The 19252-nt window shown below is 66.9% G+C and carries 16 protein-coding genes; 5 read left to right on the forward strand and 11 right to left on the reverse strand.

Annotated features, from left to right (window positions below; all coding sequences use genetic code 11):
* Positions 1-56 precede the first annotated feature (56 nt).
* On the forward strand, positions 57-1445 hold the full coding sequence (locus IP86_RS27150) for a hypothetical protein (protein WP_054165569.1): 1389 nt from the start codon (positions 57-59) through the stop codon (positions 1443-1445).
* 90 nt (positions 1446-1535) lie between these two features.
* Here IP86_RS27150 and IP86_RS27155 read toward each other — a convergent pair whose 3' ends face one another.
* The 6 genes from IP86_RS27155 to IP86_RS27180 all read right to left on the reverse strand — a co-directional run bounded on the left by IP86_RS27155 (position 1536) and on the right by IP86_RS27180 (position 6981).
* A complete protein-coding gene (locus tag IP86_RS27155) occupies positions 1536-1937 on the reverse strand; it encodes a BA14K family protein (RefSeq protein WP_054165570.1) in 402 nt (133 codons plus the stop codon).
* A gap of 142 nt (positions 1938-2079) precedes the next feature.
* Positions 2080-3105: an SDR family oxidoreductase gene (locus tag IP86_RS27160; RefSeq protein ID WP_054165571.1), complete on the reverse strand. Its 1026-nt coding sequence runs from the start codon at positions 3103-3105 to the stop codon at positions 2080-2082.
* Positions 3106-3296: 191 nt separating this feature from the next.
* Positions 3297-4868, reverse strand: a complete 1572-nt coding sequence (locus tag IP86_RS27165; protein ID WP_054165572.1) for a Do family serine endopeptidase — start codon at positions 4866-4868, stop codon at positions 3297-3299.
* Between the two features lie 454 nt (positions 4869-5322).
* On the reverse strand, positions 5323-5814 hold the full coding sequence (locus IP86_RS27170) for a hypothetical protein (RefSeq protein ID WP_054165573.1): 492 nt from the start codon (positions 5812-5814) through the stop codon (positions 5323-5325).
* A 104-nt stretch (positions 5815-5918) separates the two neighbouring features.
* Complete coding sequence (locus tag IP86_RS27175) at positions 5919-6614, reverse strand: cysteine hydrolase family protein (RefSeq protein ID WP_054165574.1); 696 nt, start codon at positions 6612-6614, stop codon at positions 5919-5921.
* Positions 6615-6696: 82 nt separating this feature from the next.
* A complete protein-coding gene (locus IP86_RS27180; RefSeq protein WP_054165575.1) occupies positions 6697-6981 on the reverse strand; it encodes a hypothetical protein in 285 nt (94 codons plus the stop codon).
* 251 nt (positions 6982-7232) lie between these two features.
* On the opposite strand from IP86_RS27180, the gene IP86_RS27185 reads away from it, so the two are divergent.
* Positions 7233-8315, forward strand: a complete 1083-nt coding sequence (locus IP86_RS27185; RefSeq protein ID WP_054165576.1) for a BMP family ABC transporter substrate-binding protein — start codon at positions 7233-7235, stop codon at positions 8313-8315.
* Between the two features lie 254 nt (positions 8316-8569).
* On the opposite strand, the gene IP86_RS27190 is transcribed toward IP86_RS27185, so the two are convergent.
* Both IP86_RS27190 and IP86_RS27195 read right to left on the reverse strand, forming a co-directional pair.
* Positions 8570-9535 (reverse strand): S1C family serine protease, encoded by a 966-nt coding sequence (locus IP86_RS27190; protein WP_054165577.1) that lies wholly within the window; start codon positions 9533-9535, stop codon positions 8570-8572.
* A gap of 99 nt (positions 9536-9634) precedes the next feature.
* Entirely contained in the window at positions 9635-10624 is a 990-nt protein-coding gene (locus IP86_RS27195) for a Bug family tripartite tricarboxylate transporter substrate binding protein (protein WP_054165609.1), read from the reverse strand.
* Between the two features lie 264 nt (positions 10625-10888).
* Here IP86_RS27195 and IP86_RS27200 point away from each other — a divergent pair, with 264 nt between their 5' ends.
* From IP86_RS27200 to IP86_RS27210, 3 genes are all read left to right on the forward strand, one after another.
* Positions 10889-12124, forward strand: a complete 1236-nt coding sequence (locus IP86_RS27200; protein WP_054165578.1) for an O-antigen ligase family protein — start codon at positions 10889-10891, stop codon at positions 12122-12124.
* Between the two features lie 29 nt (positions 12125-12153).
* Positions 12154-13134, forward strand: a complete 981-nt coding sequence (galE, locus tag IP86_RS27205; protein WP_054165579.1) for a UDP-glucose 4-epimerase GalE — start codon at positions 12154-12156, stop codon at positions 13132-13134.
* Positions 13135-13400: 266 nt separating this feature from the next.
* Positions 13401-14294, forward strand: a complete 894-nt coding sequence (locus IP86_RS27210) for a WecB/TagA/CpsF family glycosyltransferase (RefSeq protein ID WP_245290750.1) — start codon at positions 13401-13403, stop codon at positions 14292-14294.
* A gap of 25 nt (positions 14295-14319) precedes the next feature.
* Here IP86_RS27210 and IP86_RS27215 read toward each other — a convergent pair whose 3' ends face one another.
* Genes IP86_RS27215 through IP86_RS27225 form a run of 3 tightly spaced genes read right to left on the reverse strand, consistent with a single transcriptional unit; the run spans position 14320 to position 19047 of the window.
* Positions 14320-15642 (reverse strand): glycoside hydrolase family 5 protein, encoded by a 1323-nt coding sequence (locus IP86_RS27215; RefSeq protein ID WP_054165581.1) that lies wholly within the window; start codon positions 15640-15642, stop codon positions 14320-14322.
* Positions 15643-15646: 4 nt separating this feature from the next.
* Positions 15647-16984, reverse strand: a complete 1338-nt coding sequence (locus tag IP86_RS27220) for a VpsF family polysaccharide biosynthesis protein (RefSeq protein ID WP_054165582.1) — start codon at positions 16982-16984, stop codon at positions 15647-15649.
* Entirely contained in the window at positions 16981-19047 is a 2067-nt protein-coding gene (locus IP86_RS27225) for a GumC family protein (RefSeq protein WP_054165583.1), read from the reverse strand. The genes IP86_RS27220 and IP86_RS27225 overlap by 4 nt, the downstream gene beginning before the upstream one ends.
* Positions 19048-19252: the final 205 nt, after the last annotated feature.

Below are 19252 nucleotides of genomic sequence, written 5' to 3' on the forward strand. Positions count from 1 at the left end.
CCCGCCATATCCAGCCGAGCGATCGCAGCAACCAACGGCTGACAAGACCCCTCGACATGGACACTTCCGCTCAAGCCAAGGTTCTCGCCGCGCAGTCGCGCCGCTCGCTGTCGGCCCGGGTCGCGCTGTTCGCGCTGCCGCTGCTGCTGCTCGCCCCCGCGCTGTGGAACGGCTACCCGCTACTCCAATACGACACCGGCGGATACCTCGCGCGCTGGTACGAAGGGTATCTGGTACCGAGCCGGTCGACGACCTACGGGCTGTATCTGCACTTCGGCGAGAGCTCGCAGTTCTGGATCAATCTCGGCTTCCAGGCGATCGTGACGTTGTGGATCCTGCAACTGACGCTGCGGGTCTTCAACATCACCCGCCCGTTCTGGCTCGCCGCGGTCGGCGTCGCGCTGGTCGCCACCACGGCGCTGCCGTGGATCACCAGCATGCTGCTGACCGACATCTTCGCCGGCCTGTCGGTGCTGACGCTGTTTCTGCTGGTGGCGTGCCGCGACCGCACGTCGGCTGTCGAAAAAATCCTGTTGTTCGTCTTCACCACCTTCTCGGCCGCCACCCACAGCGCGACCGTCGGTGTGCTGACCGGGCTGTGTGCCGCCGGCTGGCTGCTGCTGCCGTTCCTGCGCGGCCGGCTCAGCGCCGCCGGCCTGCTGCAGGGCAGCGCCACGGTGATCGCCGGCTCGCTGCTGCTGCTCGCCACCAACTACGCGCTGTCCGGCACGGTGGCGTGGACGCCGGGCGGCTCCAGCGTGGCGTTCGGTCGGATGCTGCAGGACGGCATCATCAAGCGCTATCTCGACGACCACTGCGCCACCGTGAAGCTCAAGCTCTGCCCCTACAAGAACGAGCTGCCGCCGACCGGCGACGACTTCCTGTGGGGCGGCAACAACATGTTCGACAAGCTCGGCCGCTTCGAGGGGCTGAGCGACGAGATGGAATTCATCTCGCGGCAGGCGGTTTCCGCTTATCCGTGGATGCAGGCCAAGGCCGCCGCCAAGGCGACCTGGGATCAACTGGTGCATGTCGGCACCGGCGAAGGCACCAACGGTTGGATCCCGCACACATACGGCATCATCGAACGCTACATGCCCAACCAGGTGCCGGCGATGCGCGCGGCCCGGCAGCAGCACTGGGACATCAACTTCAACGCGGTGAACTGGGTGCACGTGCCGGTGGCGCTGGGCTCGATGGTGCTGCTACTTGCGATCCTCGGCCGTGCGCTGGCGCGGCGCGAACTCGACGACGTCTCGCTGCTCGCCGGCTTCGTCGCCACCGCCCTGCTCGGCAACGCGATGATCTGCGGCATCATCTCCGGCCCGCACGATCGCTACGGCGCGCGGATCGTCTGGATCGCCACCTTCGTGGTACTGATCGCCGCCATCAAGTACTTCGTCGACCGCCGCAATGCCGACGGCGACGAGGAACTGGCTGACTGATCGAGTCGCGACCGGTCCCTCGCAACGAAAACTCGCAAACGAAAGCCGCGTGGCAGTGCCACGCGGCTTTCGCATTCCAATGAGGCAGGCTTACGGGCAGGAGCGCCGCACGCCACCCTTGGCGATGTAGGTTCCCGAAGCCGGGTCGTAGGTCCGGAACCGCTGCGAGCAGTACGCTACCGCGTCATTCTGCGCCGCCGCCTGAGCCTGGCTGTTGGCAATCGCGCCGCCGATGATCGCACCCGCGGCGAGGCCGCCGATCGCCGCGCCGGCGCCCCAACCGCCATGGCGGTGCCCGTAATAGCCGCGGTGACCATAGCCATAGCCGCGGTGGCCGTGCCAACCGTGGCGGTACTGCACCTGCTCGATGTTGGCCTTCGCGGCCGCGGGCGCCGAGCCGCCCATCAGCGGAGCCGCCGAAGCCGGAACCGTCGCGACTGCCAGCGAGCCGGCGATCAGCGCCATGACGGGCATCGTGCGTGACATCTTCATTCGTGTCTCCTTGTTGATTGCGTCGCTTTCAGGGGAGTTAACCGGCCCGCATGGGCGAGGTTCCGGAGATTTGCCCGGAGCGACAATCCGTCCAGCCGATGCGCACGCTCGCGTACCAAACGAGTAGTTCCGCTTTCGGGACCTACATGCGCGTCATCAGTGACCGCCGATCTCGATCAGCGCGCGCGACCCGCCAGATCAGCGCAGCGCCGGCCACGAGCCCGAGCGCGGCACCGGCCCGCAGCCACGCCGGATTGAACGGGACGGCATGGTGGCTGGATTCGCGATCGAACCGGCCATGCGCGCCGGGATCGCCGCGGCCGGCCTGGTACAGATTGTCCGGTGCTGCGGGATCGGCGGGTTCGTCGGTGGTCTCGTTCTCGATCCCTGCCCGCGCCAGCAGCCGGTCGGCCACCGACGGCACCAGCATCTGCGCGACGATCGCCTTGACGGCGGACGGCCCGACCCAATATTCGCGCGGCCGCTCGAACGCGGCGCGAACGACCGCGGCGGCGATCGGCTCCGGCTGCACGATCGGCCGCACCGGCGCGAGCTTGCGGTCGAACTTGTTGCGCGCCCAATCGAATTGCGGCGTGTTCACCGCCGGCAGATGCACCATGGTCAGCGTGACGGCGCTGTTCTCGTGCCTCAGTTCGCTGCGCAGCGAGTCGATGAAGCCGCGGGTCGCCGACTTGGCGGCGCAATACGGCGCCTGGAACGGGATCGACCGATAGGCCAGCGCCGAGCCGATCGAGATGATTGCGCCGCTGTTGCGCGGACGCATATGGCGCAGCGCCGCCAGCGTGCCGTGCACCTGGCCGAGATAGGTCACGCGCGTCACCTGGGCGAACTCCTCCGGGGTGATGTCGACGCTGGCGCCGTAGACCGTCACCATCGCGTTGTTGATCCAGACATCGATGGGGCCGAGCTCGCGCTCGATCCGTTCGGCCGCGGCGAACACCGCAGCGGCGTCGCCGACATCCGCGACGATCGGCAGCGCGCGGCCGCCCGCCGCTTCGATCTCGCGCCGCGTGCTCTCCAGCCCCTCCGCACCGCGTGCCAGCAGCGCGACCTGCCAGCCTAGTCGTCCGAACGCCACCGCGACGGCCCGGCCGACGCCGGCGCTGGCGCCTGTCACCACCACGGTGCTTGCTGTGCGGGTCGTCATGGCGATGTCCTTCCGAGAAATCGTGCGAGGTAAGGCTGAACGAACTGCTCCGCAGGCCTGTCAACAAACTAACGCCTCGCCGCAGCACCGGTTGCACCGCCGTGCAGGACCGATGATGCGGACAACGAAAAGGGCGGCCCTGGGGCCGCCCTTTGGAGTGCACCAATCAATCTCAGATGAAGAGCGGACGCTCAGCCCTTGGCGATCGGCACCGCGACGAAGCGGGCGGCTGCGTCGGCGCTCTTCACCCGCATCAGCACAGTCTTGCGGCCGCTCTCGCTGGCCTGCTTCAGCGCGTCGCGGACGTCGCCGGAAGTCGACACCGCCTTGCCCGCGACGTCGAGGATGACGTCGCCGGTACGTACGCCGCGATCGGCCGCCGGACCGTCCGGATCGACGCTGGTGACGACGACGCCCTTCTGGCCGGAGCCTTCGACCTCAGCGGCCGGCGCGACGCGGACGCCGAGATAAGGCCGGCCCTCGCTCTGCGACGACTGATCGTTGCTCGCCACCTTCTGGGTGTCGTTGGGCATCTCCGCCAGACTGAGCGTCATGGTCTTGGCCTCGCCCTTGTGCAGCACGTCGAGCTTCACCGAGGTGCCCGGCGCCATCATGCTGATGGTCCGCGCCAGCGACCGCGAGTCCTTGATCTCGTCGCCATTGACGGCGGTGATCACGTCGCCCGCCGTGATGCCGGCCTTGGCGGCCGGGCTGCCTTCTTGCGGGCTGTCGACCAACGCACCACGCGCCTGCTTCAGGCCCATGCTGTCGGCGATGTCCGGCGTCACCGGCTGCACCTGCACGCCGAGCCAGCCGCGGGTGACGCTGCCCTTGTCCTTGAGCTGTGCGATCACCAGCTTGGCGGTCGCGGCCGGGATGTCGAAGCCGATGCCGACCGAGCCGCCAGACGGCGAGTAGATCGCGGTGTTGACGCCGATGACGTTGCCACTGGTGTCGAACGCCGGACCGCCGGAATTGCCCTTGTTGATCGGTGCGTCGATCTGCACGTAGTCGTCATAGGGACCCGAGCCGATGTCGCGGCCGCGCGCCGAGACGATACCGGCCGTCACCGTGCCGCCGAGGCCGAACGGGTTGCCGACCGCGACGACCCAATCGCCGACCCGCGCCGGCTTGTCGGCGAACTTGACGTAGGTGAAATCGGTCTTGGCGCCCTCCACCTTGATCAGCGCCAGGTCGGTCTTCTTGTCGGTACCGACCACCTTGGCGGTGTACACGGTGCCGTCATCGGTCGTGACCTGCACCGACTTGGTGTGATCGACGACGTGATTGTTGGTCACCGCGTAGCCGTCCGGCGAGATGAAGAAGCCGGAGCCTTCGCCGGTAATCGTTTCGTGGCGCTTCGGCATGCCGTCCGGACCGCCGCGGAAGCCGAACTGGCGCTCGAATTGCTGGAACGGCATGCCCTGCATCTGGTCGTCGCTGTCGTCGTTGCGGATCAGCGGCGTGGTGCGGCTGTCTTCGTCGATCTTGACGCGCACCGAAATCACCGCGGGCTTCACCTTGCTGACGAGATCGCCGAAGCCGGCCGGCGCGCCGGAGGGCGACGCCGCCTCGGCGGCGTGCGCCGGCGAGGTGAAGGACGGAAATTCGTGCGTCATGTATCCGCCGGTGACCAGCGCGGCGCTCAGCGCGGCGGCGGAGGCGAGCAGCGCGAAACGGCGCGGCTTCATGATCCGGCGCAGCTGCGCATCCGTCTTCGGCGTGTAGTCGATATCGTTGCGGTCCGTCTTGTCGTGATCCATGGCGAGGCTCCTGGGCGGGATGAACGGGGCGTGAACTACTCGCTGGAATATAGACGGCCGACATTACGCCGAGCTGTTTGGGGAATTAATCTTTGGCAACAGACTAACGCCGATCGCGCACAGGACGCGCCCGACTACGCGCACGGCGCGAGGGATCTGTCCGAAATGTCATGAAGCGAGATCAGCACCGTGCAAGTTGGGCTGTTTCGCCTTCCACATTTCACTGGCTCATCATCGCGAGAAGCCGGCAAAGCCGGGCGCCTCGAAAGATCGGACCATGGCTCTCATGAGCCGAGACCGCGCTACGCGCCTCCGCGCGATGAGGATGCGCTTGTGGCGAGCGCTGCACGCAAATGCCCGGGACAAGCCCGGGCATGACGATGGTGATAGCGGTGCTGTCCCTGAAGAGAGCAGTAAACTACGCGGCAATGCGTCGTGTCACTGTGACCTCGCCTCAGCGCTTCTTCAGCGATACCGAGACGTTGCGCACGTCGGTGCCCTGCGGCACGATGGTGACGGATTGCGTCGAGCCGCGGGTCGCGACCGAGAGCGAGGCCGCGAAGCCCGGGCCGCCGACCTGCGCATCGATGCGGCCACCACGCGCGGTGCCGGAGACCTGGCCGTTGGCGTTGCGCGTCGCCTCGCTCCAGCTGCCGGTGATCCGTCCGCCGTTCTCCTCGACATGACTGGTGATGTCGAACCGCGCGCTGTCGCTGGCGCAGACCAACGTCTGCTGCAACAAATGACCGCCACCGGCGACCGCATAAGAGGCGCGGCAGCGGATGCGTTCGGTCGAACCGTCGGACAGCTGCACCCGGCCGCTGCCGTTCCAATAGCCGGCCAGCCCGTCGAATGCGCCTTCGGCCCAGCTAGCCGTCGATGTCAGCCCGAGCGAGCCGAACAGTACGGCGGCGGACAGCAGCCGCGTGGCGGAGGTCGATATCATCGGGAATCCCTTTCAGTGCAAAGCGCCGAAAGCCACAACGGCGCATGGTTGGATCGGGTTTCCTCAATACGCGGTGATCGGCGCGTGAGTGTGTCCCTGCGGGCTCAGCCCTGCTCGGCCATCGCTGCGAGCACGGCGGGCGACTCCGCCACCCAGCCGAAGATGCCGCCTTGCGCCTTGATCATCGCGAGCCCGGCGGCATGGAATTCCGGGAAGTACGACGCGCAGCCGTCGGCGATGACGATACAGCGATAGCCGCGGTCATTCGCCTCACGCACCGTGGTGTTGACGCAGACTTCGGTGGTGACGCCGCACACCAGCAGCGTCTCGATGCCGTATTTCTGCAGCACGTCGGAAAGCTCGGTGGCGTAGAACGCGCCCTTGCCCGGCTTGTCGATGACGATCTCGTCCGCGCGCGGATACAGCTCCGGCACGATGTCGTGTCCAGGCTCGCCGCGGATCAGGATGCGGCCCATCGGCCCTGGATCGCCGATCCGCAGGCTCGGCGCGCCGCGCGCGACCTTGGCGGGCGGCGCATCCGACAGATCGGGCAGATGGCCCTCGCGGGTGTGGATCACCGGGAGCCCGATGCGCCGCGCCGCGGCCAGTACTGCGGCGATCGGCGGCACCGCGCGCGCGAGTTGCGAGACGTCGTTGCCCAGCGTTTCGCCGAAACCGCCCGGCTCGAGAAAGTCGCGCTGCATGTCGATGATCAACAGCGCCGTGGACGCCCAGTCGAGGCCGATCGGCGCGGGCTCCGCCGCAATCATTGTGGTCGCTGCGGATGTCGGGGGCGCCATCGCTGTCTCCTCGGCTCGATCCTGGCCGGAACGGATCGCAGCACAGCGCGAGCCGCAGCGCAACGGCAGCGGCTGATCCGCCTCAGCCGATCAGCAGCGCGATCAGCGTGCCCAGGATGGTGCCCGCGCAGGCGGCCGAGAGGCCGAACACCGAGCCCCACACTAGAAAATACAGGATCACCGAGCCGAGGTTCTTTTCGAGATTGGCCCCATAGGTCAGGAACGAGGCGGCGAACAGCCCCAGCAGGACGGCAGCCACCGCGATCCGAACCCAGAGCGCGCGGCGCGGCGCGCGGGCCCAGTACCACGCGGCCCACCCCGAGGCCGCGGCGAGCACCAGCCAGATCAGGATCAATCGGACAGCCATGGCTTTTCCTGTTTCTGCCGCGGCCCTGATTACAACTTTCGACGAGGCCGGTGAAGTCAACGATCGGATGACGCGTCGGTCGCGACGCGGTCGTCCGCAGGCCGCATTGTCGCGGCGCGCGATCTTGCCATGATGCTGGTGTTGGTGCTGATCTGCCGGGCGCGGCGACCGGGCCGCACCGGAAGAGTCCGGCGCCGAACCGGCCGGGCGCGGCGAACGATCGAATCCAGCACGTGAGCGGAGAGGGCTTGATGACGAAGGCGATGGTGACGGCGGCGCTGCTGCTGGCGGGATGCGCGGGGCTGTCGGGCGCCGCCGCCCAGGACAAGCCCGCCAGGCTCAAGATCGGTTTCGTCTACAGCGGCCCGGTCGGCGATTATGGCTGGACCTATCAGCACGATCAGGCGCGCCAGGCGGTCGTCAAGGAATTCGGCGACAGGGTCGAGGCGACCGTGCTCGACAATGTCGGCGACGCCGACGCCGAGCGCACCATCGAACAGCTGGCGCGCGCCGGCAACAAGCTGATCTTCGCCACCTCGTTCGGCTACATGGACGCCGTGCTGAAGCTGGCCAAGAAATATCCCGACGTGAAATTCGAACACGCCACCGGCTACAAACGCGAGAAGAACGTCGCGACCTATTCGGGCCGGTTCTACGAAGGCCGCGCCGTGCAGGGCACGATCGCCGCCAAGGTGTCGAAGACCGGCGTGCTCGGCTACATCGCGCCGTTCCCGACGCCCGAAGTGATCTCCGGCATCAACGCCACGCTGCTGGCCGCGCAGAAGATCAACCCGGACATCAAGGTGAAGATCGTCTGGGTGAATACCTGGTTCAATCCCGGCAAGGAAGCCGAGGCCGCCAAGGCGCTGCTCGGCCAGGGCGCCGACGTGATCCTGCAGAACACCGGCAGCGCCGCGGCCATGCAGGTCGCCAACCAGCGCGGCGCGCGCGCCTTCGGGCAGGATTCGGACCTGATCAAGCTCGGCCCGAAGGCGCAGCTCACCGCCATCGTCGACAACTGGGCGCCCTATTACGTCTCGCGCGTCCAGGCCGTGCTCGACAACACCTGGCAGAGCAGCGACACCTGGGAGGGCCTGAAGGACAAGATGATCGTGATGGCGCCCTTCACCAACATGCCCGACGACGTCAAGACGCTCGCAGCCGATACCGAGGCCGGGATCGTCGAGGGCAGCATCAAGCCGTTCGCCTGCCCGGTGGTCGATCAGGAAGGCAAGGAGGTCGAATGCAAAGGCGGCGACCACCTCGACGACGGCCAGGTACGCGGCATGGATTTCTACGTGAAGGGCATCGACGACAAGATCCCAGGGAAGTAACGCGGGCGTAGCGCGGAACGAACCGCTCCCCGAGCTATGGTCCGTCATACGCGGGCCTGACCCGCGTATCCATCGCGCGCGCCAGCGCGCCTAGAGCAAGTCGCTTCTTGCGAAGCGGATGGATTGCCGGGTCAAGCCCGGCAATGACGATGTACTTGGGGTCGGCGCTGTCGGCCAAGCCGAAAGCCAGGATTCACAAGTCACAAGCCGATAGCCGAGATCGGTCGCCCTCTGCCCCACCGCCGACCGCTCGCTCAATGCAATCTCGGCCCCTTCAGGAACTTCGCGCGATCGGCGGAGTGCACGACGACGTCGAAAGTGGCGCCGCCGCTGAAGAGCGTCAGCGGGACCTCGACGCCGGCGCTGCCGAGCGACCAGAGCTTGCGATAGAACGCCGCTTCGGTCGTCACCTTCTCGCCGCCGACCGCGAGGATGACGTCGCCGGTCTTCAGCTCGGCGCGCGCCGCCGGGCCTTTCGGCGCAATGCCGACCACCACGATCTTGTCCTCGATCTCGGTCGAATACAGGCCGAGCCACGGCCGCGCCGGCTTGTCGACCCGGCCGATGGTGCGCAGATCGCCGAGCACAGGCTTGAGCAGATCGATCGGCACCATCATGTTGTAGTGCTCGTCGCTGCCGCTGCGCTCGATCTGCAGCGAGCCGATGCCGATCAGCTCGCCGGTCGCGGACAGCAGCGCGGTGCCGCCCCAGTTCGGATGCGACGGCTCTGTGAAGATCGCGTCGTCGAGCAGATACTCCCAATAGCCGGCGAACTCCTGCCGCGCCGCGATCCGTCCCGCCACCGAGCGCGTGCGCCCGCCGACCCCGCCGATGATCACGCGGTCGCCGGTCTTCGCCGCTGCCGAATTGCCGAGCTTCAGCGGCGGCAGATCGATGGCGCCGAGCGCCTGCACCAGGCCGAAGCCGCTGTCCTGATCGAAGCCGAGCGCATGGCCTTCGACGACGCGGCCGTCGCCGAGATGCAGCCACACCGTCTCGGCCTCGGTGATCAGATAGCCGATGGTCAGCAGCAACCCGTCGTCGATCAGCACCGCATTGCCGGCGCGCTCAGTGCCGAGCGTATTGGCCGTGAAGGCGTCCGGCGGAATGATCGCATGCAGACCGACCACCGCCGACAAAGCGCGGTCGAGATCGAACGGAAAATCCGCGGCGCGCGGCCGGATCGCGGCCGGCACATTCCATTCGGGCAAGGAAGGCATCCGGCATCTCCTGTTCAGCACAACGGGCGGAACACGAAATATCGGAGCCGCTCGGGCCAATTGCAAGCCGGACCGGCGGAGCCGCGGCTCCGGGCAGCCTCAGCCTTCTTTATGCACCTGCGAGGCCTCGACGATCTTGCGCCAGCTTTCGGTCTCGGCCCGCATCATCGCGCCGAACTGCGCCGCATCGCCGTGCAGCGGGATCGCGCCGAGCTCGGCGATGCGTTGCTTGATGACCACATCGTCGAGCGCCGCATTGATCGCCAGGTTCAGCCGGTCGATCACGTCCGGCGGCGTACCATGCGGCGCGCCGACGCCGTAGAACGAACTGGTGTCGTAGCCGGCAAGCGTCTCGCCGATCGGCGGAACATCCGGCAGCACAGCCGAGCGTTCGCGCATGGTGACGCCGAGCGCGCGGATCTTGCCGGCATTCACCAGTTCGAACGACGACGTCACATTGTCGAACATCGCCTGGATCTGGCCCGACATCAGGTCGGTCAGCCCTGGCGCCGAGCCGCGATACGGCACGTGCACGAGATTGACGCCGGCCAGCGACTTGAACAATTCGCCCGACAGATGCAGCGACGTGCCGATGCCCGACGAGCCGACGCTGATCTTGCCGGGATTGGCCTTGGCGTAGGCGATGAACTCGGCGACGGTCTTGACCGGCAGATCGTTGTTCACCACCAGCACCAGCGGAATGCGGGCGAGCCCGGCGACCGGCGCAATGCTCTTGGCGAAATCGAACGGCAATGTGCGATCGAACGAGGCATTGATGGCGTTCGCCGTGCTGGTCAGCAGCAGCGTGTAGCCGTCGGCCGGCGAATTGATCACCGCCTGCGTGCCGATGGTGCTGCCGGCGCCCGGCTTGTTCTCGACCACGAAGGGCTGGCCGAGCTTCTCGGTCAGATTCTGGCACACCATCCGCGACAGCACGTCGGTGGCGCCGCCCGCCGCATAGGGCACGATCCAGCGCACCGGACGAGCCGGATAGTTCGAAACCTCGGCGAAAGCCGGCATGGCCCGCGCGCCGAACAACGCAGCGGCCGCGCCCGCCGCCGAACAGAGAAACGCACGCTTGCTGATCATCATCGTCTCCGCACCTGACATCTCAGTGTGGCTATAGCGCCGTTCCGCCGCGGCTTCATGCCAATGCGGCGGATGTGGTAAAGGCCGACGAACCCGGACCGCCGATGCCGGCGGGCCACCGATAAGCCAGCGTTAATCCCGCTTTCCTACACTCGGCGCGTCGCGGATCTCCGCGCCGGCGACGTGCCGGACGAGCGCAGGCCTTCTCGCGCCCGGCGCGACACGGTTAACGAAACGTTTCTGCCGGCGACGCAAGGTTGCAGCATGACGGACTTTGCCATCGCGGCCCCTTCGAGCACGGCGCCCCGGTTGCGCAGCCTGCAGCTCGCGCTGCTGTGGTTCGTCGGCGCCAGCGGCGCGATCGTGTTCATCGAGCCGAGCCCCTATGAATTCGCCGTGCTGCTGTCGCTGCTGCTGTTCATGGCGACCGGGCTGCGGATCACGCCGGCGCTGATCATTCCGATCGGGCTGCTGATCGGCGTCGAATTCGGCTACACCATCGGCGCCTCGACGCTGCTCGACGACCCGCTGATCCTGAACTGGCTGCTGACCTCGTGGTACATGGCGATCACCGCGATGTTCTTCGCGCTGGTGGCGCTCGAGGACACCAGCGCGCGGATCGACGCGATCGCCAACGGCTATCTGGTGGGCGGCCTGATCGCGGCGCTGGCCGGCATCGCCGGCTATTTCAACCTGATCCCGGGCGGCGGCGACCTGCTCACATTCGCCGGCCGCGCGCGCGGCACGTTCAAGGATCCCAACGTGCTCGGCGCGTTCCTGATCTTTCCGGCGATCTACGCGCTGCAGCGGGTGATCGAGGGCTCGTTCTGGAGCGCGGTGCGCAACGCGATCGCGTTCGGCATCATCGCGCTGGCGGTGTTCCTCGCCTTCTCGCGCGCCGCCTGGGGCACGCTGGCCGGCGCCTCGGTGCTGATGGTCGCGCTGATGTTCGTCACCGCGCCGACGCAGCACCGGCGCCTGCGCATCGTGCTGCTGGCGATGCTGGCCGGCGTGCTGCTGATCGCGGCGCTCGCGGTGCTGTTGTCGTTCGACCAGATCGACGCGCTGTTCAAGGAGCGCGCCAGCCTGTCGCAGCCTTATGACAGCGGCCGGTTCGGCCGCTTCGGCCGGCATCTGCTCGGCGCCGCGATGGCGCTCGACTATCCGACCGGCATCGGGCCCCTACAGTTCCGCCGGTTCTTCCCCGAGGACACCCACAACTCGTTCCTCAACGCCTTCATGTCCGGCGGCTGGATCAGCGGCATCCTGTATCCGGCGCTGGTGTTCATCACCGCCGCCTACGGGCTGCGCAACGTCTTCGTCCGCACGCCGTGGCAGCGCACCTACATCGTGATCGTCTCGACCATGATCGTGACCCTGCTGGAGAGCTTCATTATCGATACCGACCACTGGCGGCATTATTTCTTGCTAATCGGCTTGACCTGGGGCGTGGCAATTGCGAGCAGTCGCGTCCGGTTCCAGAGCAACGCGCCACCCTGACGGCGCGGCGCAAGCTACGGAAAGCCCAGATGGAGAGCTACATCCTCGTCACCGGCGGCGCCGGCTATATCGGCAGCCACATGGTGCTGGCGCTGCAGGCCGCGGGCGAGCGGCCGCTGGTGATCGACGATCTCTCCACCGGACGGCGCGAGGCGATTCCCGATGGCGTGCCGCTGTTCCAGGGCTCTGCCGGCGATGCGGCGTTGCTCGGCGAGGTGATGGATCGCTATCCGATCGGCGCGATCGTGCATTTCGCGGCCAGCATCGTGGTGCCGGACTCCGTCGCGCGGCCGCTCGATTACTATCGCAACAACACCGCCAACGCCCGCACACTGATCGACTGCGCGGTGCAGCGCGGCGTGCCGCATTTCGTGTTCTCGTCGACCGCCGCGGTCTATGGCGAGCCGGACCGCACGCCGATCGCCGAGGATCAGCCGACACAGCCGATCAATCCGTACGGCCGTTCCAAGCTGATGGTGGAGTGGATGCTCGGCGACGTCGCCCGCGCGCATCCGCTGAGCTACGCGGCGCTGCGCTACTTCAACGTCGCCGGCGCCGACCCGGAAGGCCGCACCGGGCAATCCACGCCCAATGCGACGCATCTGATCAAGATCGCCGTGCAGGCCGCGCTCGGCAAGCGCGACGGCATCGACGTGTTCGGCACCGACTATCCGACCGCCGACGGCTCCTGCATCCGTGACTACGTGCACGTCAGCGACCTCGTCGCCGCGCATCTCGACGCGCTGCGCTATCTGCGCGCCGGCGGTGCGAGCATCACCTGCAACATCGGCTACGCGTCGGGCTATTCGGTGCTCGACGTGATCGAGGTGGTGAAGCGCGTCTCGGGCGTGGACTTTCCGGTCCGCATCAAGGGCCGCCGCGCCGGCGATCCCGCGGCGCTGGTGGCCTCGAATGCACGCGCCCGCAGCGCGCTCGGCTGGACGCCGCGTTACGACGATCTCGAGACCATCGTGCGCCACGCGCTTGCCTGGGAGCAGCGGCTGGCGTGATCGCGCGGGTTCCAGGCTGTGGATGGAACCCTGGTTCATCGCGACACGCCGCGTCGTCCTGATACAGCGCTGATGCAGGACGGCACAGTCGGCGGGAAATCGTGCGCGGAGCGTTACTGCCTCATTAACTGTTTTACCTTGTCGCGCGGAAACGGTTAAGCCGCGCTTGCAAGGCTGTTAAGAAGCGCTGATTGTTTGCTTTCAATGCTGTTGAAACACGTCCTCAGCGACGAGCGGAATTCGTGATGCCTCAAGTGCAGATTGCCATGCGAGCCCAGGCGAAGGGCGCCGAACGGCGTGGGTCGGATCGCCGGGTGGCGCCGTTCTCGATCGAGTCGATCGAGGCGCTGCCGTTCGGCGAGCGCCGCGTCGGCGGCGAGCGGCGGCGCAGCCGTTTCCTGCACTGGAAGCGCAATCTCATCGGCGGCCTGCCGATCGTCGTGGCCGACCGCGCCGAGACCGCGCGCGCGATGGTCGACGAAGCGATGAAGCGGCGCGGGCTGTGGCGCTATCCGGCCTACATGACCTCGACCAATGGTGAGGTGACGTATCGCTGCGCGGTCGATCCGGCCGAGCATGCGATGTTCCTGCAGGCCGACGCGATCCACGCCGACGGCATGCCGCACGTCTTCGTGTCGCGCTTCAAATGCGACGTGCCGCTGCCGGAGCGGGTGGCGACCACCGACCTGTTTCACGATGTCGCGCGCGAAGCCATCAAGCGCGGCGCCACCATGTTCATGCTCGGCGCCGACGAGACTTCGAACCGGCTCGCCACCGACCTGGTGAAGAAGTGCTATCCCGATCTCAAGCTGATCGGGCGACGCAACGGCTTCTTCGCCGATCAGGACGAGGAGATCGCGGCGTGCCGGCAGATCGCCGAGCTCGCGCCCGACATCCTGTGGGTGTCGATGGGCGTGCCGCGCGAGCAGCTGTTCATCGGCCGGCACCGCCATCGCCTCACCACCGTCGGCGTGATCAAGACCTCGGGCGGCCTGTTCGACTTCCTGTCGGGCCTGAAGCCGCGCGCGCCGCTGTGGATGCAGCGCATCGGGCTCGAATGGCTGTGGCGCATGGCGCTCGAGCCGCGCCGGCTCGGCATGCGCTATCTGCGGACCAATCCTTACGCGATGTACCTGCTGCTGACGCAGACGACGCGCTGAGCCGCCGCGCGGTCGGTCGCGGCTGCTACTTTTGCGGCCTAAACAGCATCTGGTCGGTGACGGCGATCTGGTCCGGCCGGAAATGGCCGACGCCCCACTGGGTCTGCAGCCCATAAGGCGGATCGTTCGACGGGCCGATCAGCCACCAGCTGCCGCTGATCGGCTGCTGATCGCCACTGAAGGTCGGCCCGCCCTCGGCGCCGTATTTGCCGTTCATGTAGTCGAGCAGATTGCGCGCCCATTCGCGCGTCTCCGGCGTGCGCAGCGACGCCCCCATTTCGCCGATCCACACCGGCGCGATGTTGTCGCGGACCAGATAGCCCCAGGTCGCGTTCATCCGGTCGACGAAGCCCTTGCCGGTCTCGGGAATGCCCCAGCGCTTGGTATCGGCGATCTCCTCGGGATATTCGTGGATCGAATACACCAGCTTGTTGGCGATCTTCAGCCGCACCGGATTGGCGCCCGCCGCTGTCAGATTGCCGGCCGGCGCCGCGAGGGTCGGGTCCATGCCGGATGATTGCGGCGGCGGCTTGTAGGTCTCGGGGCCTTCGCAGATGATCAGCACGCCGGGCTCGACGTCCTGGATCGCCGAGCCGTAATCCTCGCACATCGCCTTGATGTCGGTCGGCCCGCCGCCGCCCCAGGTGATGTGGCCGCGATCACCGTTCGGTTCGTTGTGCAGATCGTAGCCGATCACGGTCGGATTGCCCGCGAACGTCTTGGCGATGCGCAGCCAGTTTTCCTTGACCATCTCGGCCGAGAACCGCCCCGGCGCGATGCCGTCGGTGTTGTCGGTGCCGGGGCCGAGATCGAACCACAGCCCGTTGCGCTGCTGCCCGGCGGTGCCCTGGTTGGTGTGGTGATCGAAGATCACCTTCAGGCCGATCTCGCCCGCATAGTCGACGATGCGCCGGAACGCCGTCAGCGTCGTCACGTATCTGTAGCGCCCGTCAGTGCGCGGCGTGTCCGAGGCGAGCAGTTCCGGATTGAGCGTGGTGTTGATCCAGCCGAGGCGATCGCTGTAGCCGTGCAGCGGGGTGTCGAGGCCGAGATCGATCCACGGGATCCGCACGGTGTTGAAGCCGGCGTCGACGATGGAATCGAGCACGGTCTTGTAGCTGACGGTCCAGATGCCGGACGGCGCCGCGCCCGGTGGCCCGTCGGTGCCGTTCCAGCCGATCGAGGCGATGCGCACCGGACGCCCGCGGTCGTCGACGATCTGGCTGCCGCGGGTGCTGAGATAGCCGCGCGGCAGCAAATAGCCGCCACGCCCCGCGGGCCGCAGATCCGCCGCATCGCGGACGAGTGCGGGCGGACCGGAAAGCTGGCTGACGATCGCAGCGTCCATCGGTTCAGCTCACCCAGTCGCGCGATGCATCCGGCTTGCGAAATAGCGACGAGATCACCACGAGGAAGATCGCGAAGGTGAAGAACCGGCCGGCGAACGAGCCGAAGGTGTTGCACAGGAACAGGAACACCGCGATCGGAAAGATCGCCTTCCAGGTCATCCGCCGATACGCTTCCCAGATCAGCAGCAGCGCGCCGAGCATGATCATCGAGGCGACCACCACGCCCTGAAACACGCTCATCTGGATGAACGGATTCTCGACGCCCCATTCCAGCCCGAACGAATACACCTGCGAGCGCACATAGTCTGTGTGCGCGCCCCACAGCATGTCGCCCCAATTGAACGACAGCAGCAGCGGCACCATGATCCAGCGGGTGCGGGCGCTGCCGCCGTCTTCGGTGAAGCGATCGAACATCTGGTCGAACGCGCCGATCGACGCCAGCACCGCGACCGCGGCGATCCCGATCGGAATGATCGTGAACCAGATGATCAGCGCGGTGCGCGACAGTTTCATGCCGGCGGCGGCGCGCAGCAGCGTCCAGGCCAGCATTCCGGCCATGATCACCGCCGTCAGCAGAAACGCGGTGCGGCCGCCGAAGGCGAGCAGCGCGGCGCATTGCAGGCCGATCATCGGCATCCGCAAATTTGGCCGCAGCGCCGTGCCGGCGCCGCACAGCAGGCTGACGATATAGACGCAGGTGATGGTGGCGGCGTGCAGCGGATGGCTGAGGAACGCGGTGGCGCGCGGCTCCACGGTGGTCATGCCGTCCGGCGAATAGGTGATCAACGGAAAGATGTTGAAGCCGATCGCAAGTTCGATCACTGCCAGCAGCGCGTTGGCGAAGAAGAACCAGTGCAGGAAGCGCTCCAGCCGGTCCATATTGTCGGGCGACACGAACGGCAGCAGCATCGCGCACAGGAACAGATGCAGGTCGGTGTCGAAGAACATGCCGAAGCCGTTGCGGCCGTCGGCGACGATGTTGACGACCGCGAACACCGACGCGCAGAGAAAGAACAGCGAGCCGAGCTTGGTGGCCAGATAATAGCGGGCGAGATCGCCTTTCTGCGGATAGGTCACGACGAACACGCCGAACAGCAGCACGATGAAATAGGTCGAGACGTGGATCTTGGTGATCGGCGAACCGCCGATCGAGCTGTAATCGTAGCCGATCAGGTCGAGCACATTGGCCGACACGATGAACAGCAGCACGATGTAGATCGCCATCATCTTCTGGACGAGCGGCCCGGCGAAGGGCAGCCGCAGCCGGACGAGCGACGTGGATGGCGCAGCAGGGCCGAACGCCGCCGGCGAATGCGGCGTGCCCTGCCCGCGCGCCGTCATGCCGCCACCGAGACGTCCGGCTCGACGATCACCACACGCGCCTTGACCTGGCGGTGGCGCAGCAGTTCGACCAGGATCGCCGCATCCTCGCTCTTGCCGCCCGCGCCCTGCGCCAGGAACACGACCTCGTCGGCCATGTAGTACAGGCCGAATTCGGAAGCCGATCCGCCCATCTCACCGCCGTCGACGATGACGCGGTCGAACACGCGGAGCTGCTGCAGCGCGGCGGACAGCGCCTGCCTGGCTCGCGGGTCGCGCGCGGCGAGCGCCGACAGTCCGACCGGAACGACACGCATCGCGGTCGGCTTGTGCAGCCGGACGACGTCGTGAACATCGGCGGCGCCGTTCATCACGTCACGCAGGCCGGGCGCCTTGTCGAAGCCGAGCCGCGAGGTGGTCGAATGACGGGCGAGATCGGCGTCGACCAGCATCACGTCCAGCCGGTTGGCGATGACGGTGCGGGCGAGCTGCAGCGCAACGTCATCGAGCCATGCGCCGCGCTGCACCTGCACCAGCACGATGGTGGTGCCTTTCGGCGCCGCCAGCAGCTCCTCGCCGAGCTCGGCGAGACGGCTGGCCTGGCTGTGCACCACGGCCGGCCGCGGCACCGGGTTCGGTGCGATTTCCTCCGCAGGGGCGAGCGCGGGTGCATCCGGCACGGCTTCGGGATCTGGTTCGCTGCCCGGGCGATCGAGCGCGTCACGCGCCAGCGCCGCCGCGATGCCGATGGTGATGCCGGCGAAGATCGCCGCCGCCAGCATGATCATCGTCGGCGGCCAGCTCTTGTTCTCCGGCGTGGTGGCGCGCGAGATCAGGCGGATATTGGTGGTGTCGATGCCTTGCCGTTCCTCGGCGGTCTTGGCCTTGGCCAGGAAGGTCTCGTAGACGACCCGGCTCGACTCCGCCTTGCGCTCGAGTTCGCGCAGCGGCACCATCGCCTGCTCGTTGACCTCCGACTGCTTCTTCAGCGCGTCGAAATTGGCCTGCAGGTTCTGCACATTGGTCCGCTCGCTGGCTTCGGTGTTGCGGACCGAGCGGGCGATGGTCTTCAGTTCGCGCTGGATCGCCGCCTGTGCGTCGCGCACCTGCGCCCGCGCCGCCTGCAGCGCCGGATGATTGGGACCGTCGATCTGGGCGAGCTGGGCTTCCTCGCGCGAGGCGTCGGCGAGGCGCGAGCGCAGTTGCACGATCGCGGCCGACTGGATCGCCTCCGGCAGCGCTTCCAGCCCGGCGTCGCCGTGCTCGATGGTTTCGATCAGCCGCACCCGCGCCTGTGCGTCGGCGAGCCGCGTTTTGGCGTTGGTGAGCTGCGTATTGGCTTCGTCGAGCTGCTGCTCGCTGACCATCCGGCTGCGCGAGCCGACCAGATTGTTGGCCGCCTTGAAGGCCGCCACCGCCTCTTCGCCGCGTTTCACTTCCTGCCGCAGCTTGCCGAGCTGCGCCGAAATCGCCTCGGAGGTGCGGCGCTGGAACGCCGAATTGGCGCCGGCCTGCTCTTCGAGATACGAGGTCGCCACCGCATTGGCGAGCGCCGCCGCGCGCGGCGCGGTGTCGGCCGAGGCCAGGATGTCGATGACGAAGGAGCGGTCGATCCGCTTGGTGGCGACGTTTTTGCGTAGGTTCCGCAACGTCACCAGCGCGCGGTCCTCGGCGCGGCCAAGTCCGATCACCGATTTCACCAACCGTCCGATGGTGATGCGCTCGCCGTTGAATTCCGGATCGTTCTGCAGGTTGAGCTGCTCGATGACGCGATTGAGCACCTCGTTGGAGGTGATGATCTTGAGCTGGCTTTCCACCAGCAACAGGCCGTCACCCGGCACCGAATTCTGCAGCGGGTCGTCCTTCGGGGTGTACTGATCGCGCGGATCGACGAACACCTGCGCGGTTCCGGTATAGGACGGATGCGCGACCAGCAAATACGCCACCACGATGCCGCACAGCACCGCCGGGATGCCGATCACCCAGCTCCTGCGCCGCGACAGAATGCCGAGCACGTTCCTGAAATCGATCCCGTCGGAGATCCGGTCGGTCGGCGCTTCGGGCGAAGTCGGCTTGGGCGACATGGTACTTTACAACTCGCTGGATCTACGAACCCGGATCATGGGCCGTACGGGCCGATGATGTAACTGCGACGACGCGCCGCGACTGCGTCGATACGTGTTGACCTCGCGGCAAGCCGCCGAACCAATCTGTGCGTGAGCCGCCTTGCACACTGACTACAAAGTAAAGAACTAGGGTTAATCGGCGGTTACGTGGCCGGGGCCGCGG

Origin of the sequence: Rhodopseudomonas sp. AAP120 (genome assembly GCF_001295845.1) — a bacterium.
In the GTDB taxonomy this organism is placed as follows: Bacteria; Pseudomonadota; Alphaproteobacteria; order Rhizobiales; family Xanthobacteraceae; genus Rhodopseudomonas.

What these genes read in the sequence shown, in the direction of transcription:
- IP86_RS27150 (WP_054165569.1), top strand. Translation starts at nt 57, where the DNA reads ATGGACACTTCCGCTCAAGCCAAGGTTCTCGCCGCGCAGTCGCGCCGC.
- IP86_RS27175 (WP_054165574.1), bottom strand. Translation starts at nt 6,614, where the DNA reads ATGGCGCCCCCGACATCCGCAGCGACCACAATGATTGCGGCGGAGCCC.
- IP86_RS27195 (WP_054165609.1), bottom strand. Translation starts at nt 10,624, where the DNA reads ATGATCAGCAAGCGTGCGTTTCTCTGTTCGGCGGCGGGCGCGGCCGCT.
- IP86_RS27215 (WP_054165581.1), bottom strand. Translation starts at nt 15,642, where the DNA reads ATGGACGCTGCGATCGTCAGCCAGCTTTCCGGTCCGCCCGCACTCGTC.
- IP86_RS27200 (WP_054165578.1), top strand. Translation starts at nt 10,889, where the DNA reads ATGACGGACTTTGCCATCGCGGCCCCTTCGAGCACGGCGCCCCGGTTG.
- IP86_RS27220 (WP_054165582.1), bottom strand. Translation starts at nt 16,984, where the DNA reads ATGACGGCGCGCGGGCAGGGCACGCCGCATTCGCCGGCGGCGTTCGGC.
- IP86_RS27180 (WP_054165575.1), bottom strand. Translation starts at nt 6,981, where the DNA reads ATGGCTGTCCGATTGATCCTGATCTGGCTGGTGCTCGCCGCGGCCTCG.
- IP86_RS27155 (WP_054165570.1), bottom strand. Translation starts at nt 1,937, where the DNA reads ATGAAGATGTCACGCACGATGCCCGTCATGGCGCTGATCGCCGGCTCG.
- galE (WP_054165579.1), top strand. Translation starts at nt 12,154, where the DNA reads ATGGAGAGCTACATCCTCGTCACCGGCGGCGCCGGCTATATCGGCAGC.
- IP86_RS27190 (WP_054165577.1), bottom strand. Translation starts at nt 9,535, where the DNA reads ATGCCTTCCTTGCCCGAATGGAATGTGCCGGCCGCGATCCGGCCGCGC.
- IP86_RS27170 (WP_054165573.1), bottom strand. Translation starts at nt 5,814, where the DNA reads ATGATATCGACCTCCGCCACGCGGCTGCTGTCCGCCGCCGTACTGTTC.
- IP86_RS27165 (WP_054165572.1), bottom strand. Translation starts at nt 4,868, where the DNA reads ATGGATCACGACAAGACGGACCGCAACGATATCGACTACACGCCGAAG.
- IP86_RS27210 (WP_245290750.1), top strand. Translation starts at nt 13,401, where the DNA reads ATGCGAGCCCAGGCGAAGGGCGCCGAACGGCGTGGGTCGGATCGCCGG.
- IP86_RS27225 (WP_054165583.1), bottom strand. Translation starts at nt 19,047, where the DNA reads ATGTCGCCCAAGCCGACTTCGCCCGAAGCGCCGACCGACCGGATCTCC.
- IP86_RS27185 (WP_054165576.1), top strand. Translation starts at nt 7,233, where the DNA reads ATGACGAAGGCGATGGTGACGGCGGCGCTGCTGCTGGCGGGATGCGCG.
- IP86_RS27160 (WP_054165571.1), bottom strand. Translation starts at nt 3,105, where the DNA reads ATGACGACCCGCACAGCAAGCACCGTGGTGGTGACAGGCGCCAGCGCC.